We start from the raw sequence: 6,683 nt of genomic DNA, 5'->3' as shown, positions 1-6,683 counted from the left end.
GGTGGCAAGCGTTTCGCCGCCGGCGAACTGCACCTGTCCGACGCCGACCGCGCGCGCCGTTCCAGTGGCAATCGCCGTGGCGGCAAGGCCAAGGGCCGTGCCGAGGCACCGCGTGGCGGCGCTTCGTCGGGCGGTCCGCACGGCTTCACGCGGCCGACCGTCGCCGTGGTTCGCGACGTGGTGATCGGCGATAACAACCTCGTCGCCGAACTCGCGCAGAAGATGGCCGTGAAGGGCGCCGAGGTAGTCAAGGCGCTGTTCAAGATGGGCGTCATGGCGACCATCAACCAGACGATCGATCACGACACCGCGGCGCTCGTCGTCGAGGAACTGGGCCACAACCCGGTCCGCGCGACCGAGAACGATGCCGAAGCCGCGCTGGCCTCGCACACCCAGAGCGTCGAGCTCGAGGGCGAGAAGGTCACGCGTCCGCCGGTCGTCACGATCATGGGTCACGTCGATCATGGCAAGACCTCGCTGCTGGATTACATCCGCCGCACCAAGGTCGCCTCGGGCGAAGCCGGTGGCATCACGCAGCACATCGGCGCGTATCACGTCGAAACCAGCCGTGGCGTGATCACCTTCCTCGATACCCCGGGCCATGCCGCGTTCACCTCGATGCGCGCACGTGGTGCGCAGTCCACGGATATCGTGGTGCTCGTGGTCGCCGCGGACGACGGTGTCATGCCGCAGACGCAGGAAGCCGTGCGTCACGCGCGCGCCGCCAAGGTGCCGTTGATCGTCGCGGTCAACAAGATGGACAAGTCCGACGCCAATCCGGACAACGTGAAGCAAGGCCTCGCGAACCTCGAAGTCATCCCGGAAGAGTGGGGCGGCGACACGCCGTTCGTGCCGCTTTCGGCGAAGACCGGCGACGGTGTCGAAGCGCTGCTCGACGCGATCTCGATCCAGGCGGAGATCATGGAACTCAAGGCCGTGGCCGATGGCCGTGCCTCGGGCGTCGTGATCGAATCCAGCCTCGACCGTGGCCGCGGCCCGGTGGCGACGGTGCTGGTCCAGCAGGGCACGCTGAAGAAGGGCGATTTCGTCGTCTGCGGTATCGAATACGGCCGCATGCGTGCGCTCGTGGACGAGACCGGCAAGCAGGTGAACGAAGCCGGCCCGTCGATTCCCGTGCAGGTGCTGGGCTTGTCCGGTGTGCCGGAGTCGGGTGACGACTTCGTCGCGGTCGAGGACGAGCGCCTCGCCCGCCAGGTGGCCGCCGAGCGTCAGCAGAAGCGTCGCGAGAACCGCCTCGTCTCGAAGTCGAACCGTCTGGAAGACATCATGGCTCAGATGGGCCAGGGCGAAGGCCAGCAGACCCTCAACATCCTGGTCAAGGCCGATGTGCAGGGTTCGGTGGAAGCGTTGCGCGATTCGCTCACCCAGATCGGCAACGACCTGGTGAAGGTGAACGTGATCTCGTCCGGCGTGGGCGGCATCACCGAGTCGGAAGCCACTCTGGCGGCGGCCTCCAAGGCGCTGATCATCGGCTTCAACGTCCGTGCCGACGCGTCGGCGCGAAAGGTGATCGACACCAACGGCCTCGATGTCCGTTACTTCTCGATCATCTACGACGTCATCGACCAGGTGAAGCAGGCGGCGTCGGGTCTTCTCGGCGTGGAAATCCGCGAGGAGATCATCGGTATCGCGCAGGTCCGCGACGTGTTCCGTTCGTCGAAGTTCGGCGCGGTGGCGGGTTGCATGGTCACCGAGGGCTTCGTCAAGCGGTCCAAGCCGATCCGCGTGCTGCGCGACAACGTCGTCGTGTTCCAGGGCGAACTGGAATCGCTCCGCCGCTTCAAGGAGCTGGTGGACGAAGTCCGCAACGGCATGGAATGCGGTATCGCCGTGAAGCAGTACAACGACGTGAAGGTCGGCGACCAGATCGAGTGCTTCGAGCGCATCGAAGTCGCCCGCACGCTGTAACAGCGGGCAATGCGCCTCCCCGGCATGCGCCGGGGAGGCTTTATTCGTTATTGCACCCCTAAAAACTGGAGGCGGATATGCCGTCCCGTGATTTCAAGCGCACCGACCGCGTCTCCGCCGAACTCCGGCGCGAGATCGGCCTGCTGGTGCATGCCGCGGTACGCGATCACGCGTTGCCGTCGGTCAGCGTGTCCGACGTGGAAGTGACCCGGGACCTGGATTGGGCCACGGTGTGGGTGACCGCGCTGATGCCCGAGCAGTCGGTCGTGGCGGTGAAGGCACTGAAGGAACTGGCCCCGGAATTCCGCCGCTCCCTGTCGCGTTCCATGCGCCTCCGCCGCGTGCCCGAGTTGAAGTTCAAGTACGACGAGTCCGTCGATACCGGCGAACGGATCGAACGCCTGTTGCGCGAGAACCCGGTTCCCCCGGCCGAACCCGAGTCGTCGGACGAGACCTGAGTCGTCGGACAGTATCCGAGTCCATGGGCTCATGTGGGAGCCGCTTCTGTGGGAGCCGCTTCAGCGGCGACAGGGTGCCCGTGACAAGATTGCCCGCTGCCGCGGGATCGCCGGCATAGCCGGCTCCCACCAAAGCCATGGCTTTGGGATCTCGGCGAGCTCTGGTGGGAGCCGACCCTGTCGGCGATGCCCTCGTGGGAGCCGGCTATGCCGGCGATAGCCCGCCAGCCGCCGAATCGCCCTAACCGTGACGTACCGCCCCCTTTTTCCGACCCTCATGAATCGCCGAACCTTTCGAGACATCCACGGCATCCTCCTGCTCGACAAGCCGCTGGGCCTGAGTTCCAACCAGGCCTTGCAGACGGCGCGCCGGCTCGTGGGCGCGGCCAAGGGTGGGCATACGGGCAGCCTCGATCCGCTGGCGACGGGATTGCTGCCGCTCTGCTTCGGCGAAGCCACCAAGATCGCCGGCTGGTTGCTGGGTTCACGCAAGGCGTATGAAGCCGAGGTGCGCCTGGGCATCACCACCACCACGGCCGACCTGGAAGGCGAGGTGGTCGAGACGTGTCCGGTCCCGTCACTGGCCGACGCGACCGTCGAAGCCGCCCTGGCGCCCCTGCGCGGCCACATCGTCCAGGTCCCGCCGGCCTATTCGGCGATCAAGCAGGATGGCGTGCCGCTGTATGTCCGCGCCCGCCGCGGCGAGGCCGTGGACGTTCCCGCCCGCGAGGTCGATGTCCATCGCCTGGACGTGCTCGGTCGCGAGGGCGACACCGTGCGCCTGTTCGTCGAGTGTGGCTCGGGCACCTACGTGCGCAGCCTGGCGGTCGACTTCGGCGCGAACCTGGGTTGCGGCGCCCACCTGACGGGCCTGCGCCGGCTCTGGGTCGAGCCCTTCGTGGCCCCCGCCATGGTCACGCTCGAGCAGTTGCACGAGGCCGCCGAGACGGGGCCGGATCAGCTCGAGGCCTGTCTCCTGCCCGTGGAAGCGGGCCTGGCCCATATCCCCCGGGTGGATCTCGACCCGGACCAGACCCGGGTGCTGGGATTCGGCCAGCCCGTGCCGCTGGGGCAGGGCGCGGTCCCGGGTCGATGCGGGGTCCGGGGTGCCGACGGGCGCCTGATGGCCTTGGGAGAGGTCGGTGAAGACGGTATCCTTCGCGTCCTCAGGGGATTCAACCTGCCGCCCGTCTGACCGGGCTTGTTGCCACTACGCGCAGGACGTTACAATTACGTGCTCGTTTAACGGCTTTCATCAAAAGCGAGGCTTGCGCAACTTCATCGGTAGCCGTTGAGGTTGCGCAAGTCTCGCACCCGCTTTTAAGGAATCGATACACATGTCGCTCACCGTCGAACAGACCAGCCAGATCATCAAGGACTACGGTCGCAAGGAAAACGACACCGGCTCGACCGAAGTCCAGGTCGCGCTGCTGTCCGCGAACATCACCGCGCTGCAGGATCACTTCCAGGCGCACAAGCAGGACCACCACTCGCGTCGTGGCCTGCTGAAGATGGTCAACAAGCGCAAGACGCTGCTGGCCTACCTCAAGAAGAGCGACCTCGCTCGCTACCAGACCCTGATCGAACGCCTCGGCCTGCGCCGCTAAACCACCGGAACAGGACGAGGAGAGATCGAAGTGGCGAAAGTAACCAAGTCATTCCAGTACGGTAGTCACGAAGTCACACTGGAGACGGGCGAAATCGCCCGGCAGGCCTCCGGTGCGGTCATGGTCAGCATGGGCGGCACGGTCGTCCTGGTGACGGTCGTCGCGGCCCCCAAGGCACGCGAGGGCCAGGACTTCTTCCCCCTCACGGTCGACTACATGGAGAAGTTCTACTCCGCGGGTCGCATCCCGGGTGGCTTCTTCAAGCGTGAAGGCCGTCCGACCGAGAAGGAGACGCTGACCTCGCGCCTCATCGATCGTCCGCTTCGTCCGCTGTTCCCGGAAGAGTTCCGCAACGAGATCCAGGTCATCGCACAGGTCGTGTCGCTGAACCCGGAAGTCGACGGCGACATCCCGGCGTTGATCGGCGCTTCGGCCGCCATGACGCTTGCCGGCGTGCCCTTCAAGGGTCCGATCGGTGCCGCCCGCGTCGGTTACGCCAACGGCCAGTACATCCTGAACCCGACGGCCACCCAGCTGAAGACCTCCGACCTCGACCTCGTCGTCGCCGGTACGGCCAAGGCCGTGCTGATGGTGGAATCGGAAGCCAAGCTGCTCAGCGAAGACGTCATGCTCGGCGCGGTGGTCTTCGGCCACCAGCAGATGCAGGCCGCCATCGACACGATCAACGCCTTCGTCGCCGAAGCCGGCGTGAAGACGTTCAGGTGGGAAGCCCCGGCCGCCAAGACGGCGTTGTACGACGCCGTCAAGGCCGTCGTCGGCAACCGTTTCGCCGAAGCCTTCCAGATCCGCGACAAGCTGGCCCGCCGTGATGTCATCAGCGCGCTGAAGACCGAGGTGAAGGCCGCGCTCGCCGCCCAGTCCGAAGCCAACGGCTGGACCGATGGCGACATCGGCGCCGCCTTCGGTGAGGTCGAGTACCGCACCCTGCGCGACGGCGTGCTGTCCACCAAGGTCCGTATCGACGGCCGCCAGCTCGACGACATCCGCCCGATCTCGGTGCGCGTCGGCGTCCTGCCGCGCACGCACGGTTCCGCGCTGTTCACCCGCGGCGAAACGCAGGCCCTGGTCGTCGCCACGCTCGGCACCACCCGCGATTCGCAGATCATCGACGCGCCGGAAGGCGAGTGGAAGGACACGTTCCTGTTCCACTACAACTTCCCTCCGTTCTCGGTGGGCGAAACCGGCCGCGTCGGCAGCCCGAAGCGTCGCGAGGTCGGCCACGGCCGCCTCGCCAAGCGCGGCGTGCAGGCCGTCAAGCCGACGATCGAAGAGTTCCCGTACGTCGTTCGCGTCGTCTCGGAAATCACCGAGTCGAACGGCTCCTCGTCGATGGCCTCGGTCTGCGGTTCCTCGCTGGCCATGATGGACGCGGGCGTTCCGCTGAAGTCGCCGGTCGCCGGTATCGCGATGGGCCTGGTGAAGGAAGGCGACGACTTCGTCGTGCTCTCCGACATCCTGGGTGACGAAGACCACCTCGGCGACATGGACTTCAAGGTGGCCGGTACCGCCGATGGCGTGTCCGCGCTGCAGATGGACATCAAGATCGAAGGCATCACCGAGGAAATCATGCGCACGGCGCTGGCCCAGGCCAAGCGCGGTCGCGTGCACATCCTCGGCGAGATGGCCAAGGTGATGAGCACGGCCCGTTCGGAAATGAGCGAGTTCGCGCCGCGCCTGCTGACGATCAAGATCCACCCGGACAAGATCCGCGAAGTGATCGGCAAGGGTGGCGCCACCATCCGTTCGATCACGGAAGAGACCGGCACCACCATCGACATCACCGACGATGGCAATGTCGTGATCGCATCGGTCAACCGCGAAGCCGCCGAAGCCGCGCGCAAGCGCATCGAACAGATCGTGTCCGACGTCGAGCCGGGCCGCATCTACGAGGGCAAGGTCGCCAAGCTGATGGACTTCGGCGCGTTCGTCACGATCATGCCGGGCAAGGATGGTCTGGTCCACGTGTCGCAGATCTCCAGCGAGCGCGTCGAGAAGGTCTCCGACAAGCTCAAGGAAGGCGACCTGGTCAAGGTCAAGGTCCTGGAAGTCGACAAGCAGGGCCGTATCCGCCTGTCGATGAAGGCCGTCACCGAAGACGAAAACGTCACCGGCTGATCCCTGGCTTTCAGCGTTGAATCAAGACCCGGCATCGCAAGATGCCGGGTTTTTTTGTGCTGGCTATGGGGCGCTCGGCTGCGCGATCGTGTTGATGTTGTGTCGGGGAAGGGGAGTCGCGGGCTGCCATTCTCGTCGCTAAGTCCTCGTCCGGCCTTCGCCTCCCTGCGGAATCGCTCCGAGAACGGCAGCCCCCGACTCCCCTCCGATCACACGGGGACTCCGGGGAGAGCAATGCAAAGGCGTAGGGCGAAAAGCGCAATGCAAAAACGCGAGACCGCATTTCTCGAAAAGTGCTGTCGCCGACGCAGCCAACCTGGACGCCGCGTCGATTGACGATATCAACCACCGTCGACGCTACGCTCGTTCACGACGCGACGCGAAACAGCGTGAATAAGTAATCGTATGCACCCGCGACGCTACCCGCTCTTCCCACAATTCGTCGTACCCGTCGGGAGGGGAGGCCTCGGGGGGCCGTGTGACCCCCATTACGCCGGGAGGCGCACGCCGGGCCACGACGTTACGACCGCAAAAGGGCCCCCACGCCACCCCC

5 protein-coding genes are annotated in these 6,683 nt (G+C 65.7%); all 5 read left to right on the top strand.

Annotation, left to right across the window (positions count from 1 at the left end; all coding sequences use genetic code 11):
• Positions 1–1,929, top strand: a 1,929-nt coding sequence (gene infB / locus ACR9ZJ_RS18560) for a translation initiation factor IF-2 (protein WP_481288591.1), incomplete at its 5' end; no start/stop codon positions are given.
• A 77-nt stretch (positions 1,930–2,006) separates the two neighbouring features.
• Complete coding sequence (rbfA, locus tag ACR9ZJ_RS18555) at positions 2,007–2,387, top strand: 30S ribosome-binding factor RbfA (RefSeq protein WP_306847365.1); 381 nt, start codon at positions 2,007–2,009, stop codon at positions 2,385–2,387.
• Positions 2,388–2,664: 277 nt separating this feature from the next.
• Complete coding sequence (truB, locus tag ACR9ZJ_RS18550; protein ID WP_481288590.1) at positions 2,665–3,582, top strand: tRNA pseudouridine(55) synthase TruB; 918 nt, start codon at positions 2,665–2,667, stop codon at positions 3,580–3,582.
• A 142-nt stretch (positions 3,583–3,724) separates the two neighbouring features.
• Positions 3,725–3,994, top strand: coding sequence for a 30S ribosomal protein S15 (gene rpsO / locus ACR9ZJ_RS18545; RefSeq protein ID WP_306847363.1), 270 nt, complete (start codon positions 3,725–3,727; stop codon positions 3,992–3,994).
• 30 nt (positions 3,995–4,024) lie between these two features.
• Positions 4,025–6,130 carry a polyribonucleotide nucleotidyltransferase gene (gene pnp / locus ACR9ZJ_RS18540; protein ID WP_481288589.1) on the top strand — a complete coding sequence of 702 codons (2,106 nt, stop codon included), beginning with the start codon at positions 4,025–4,027 and terminating at the stop codon, positions 6,128–6,130.
• Positions 6,131–6,683: the final 553 nt, after the last annotated feature.

The organism is Luteibacter sp. KNZ12-1A (assembly GCF_056755675.1).
This window is presented reverse-complemented; position numbering and strand designations above follow the sequence as displayed.

Bases quoted from the DNA above. Each gene is read 5' to 3' on its own strand.
- rpsO (WP_306847363.1), top strand. From the start codon at position 3,725: ATGTCGCTCACCGTCGAACAGACCAGCCAGATCATCAAGGACTACGGT.
- truB (WP_481288590.1), top strand. From the start codon at position 2,665: ATGAATCGCCGAACCTTTCGAGACATCCACGGCATCCTCCTGCTCGAC.
- rbfA (WP_306847365.1), top strand. From the start codon at position 2,007: ATGCCGTCCCGTGATTTCAAGCGCACCGACCGCGTCTCCGCCGAACTC.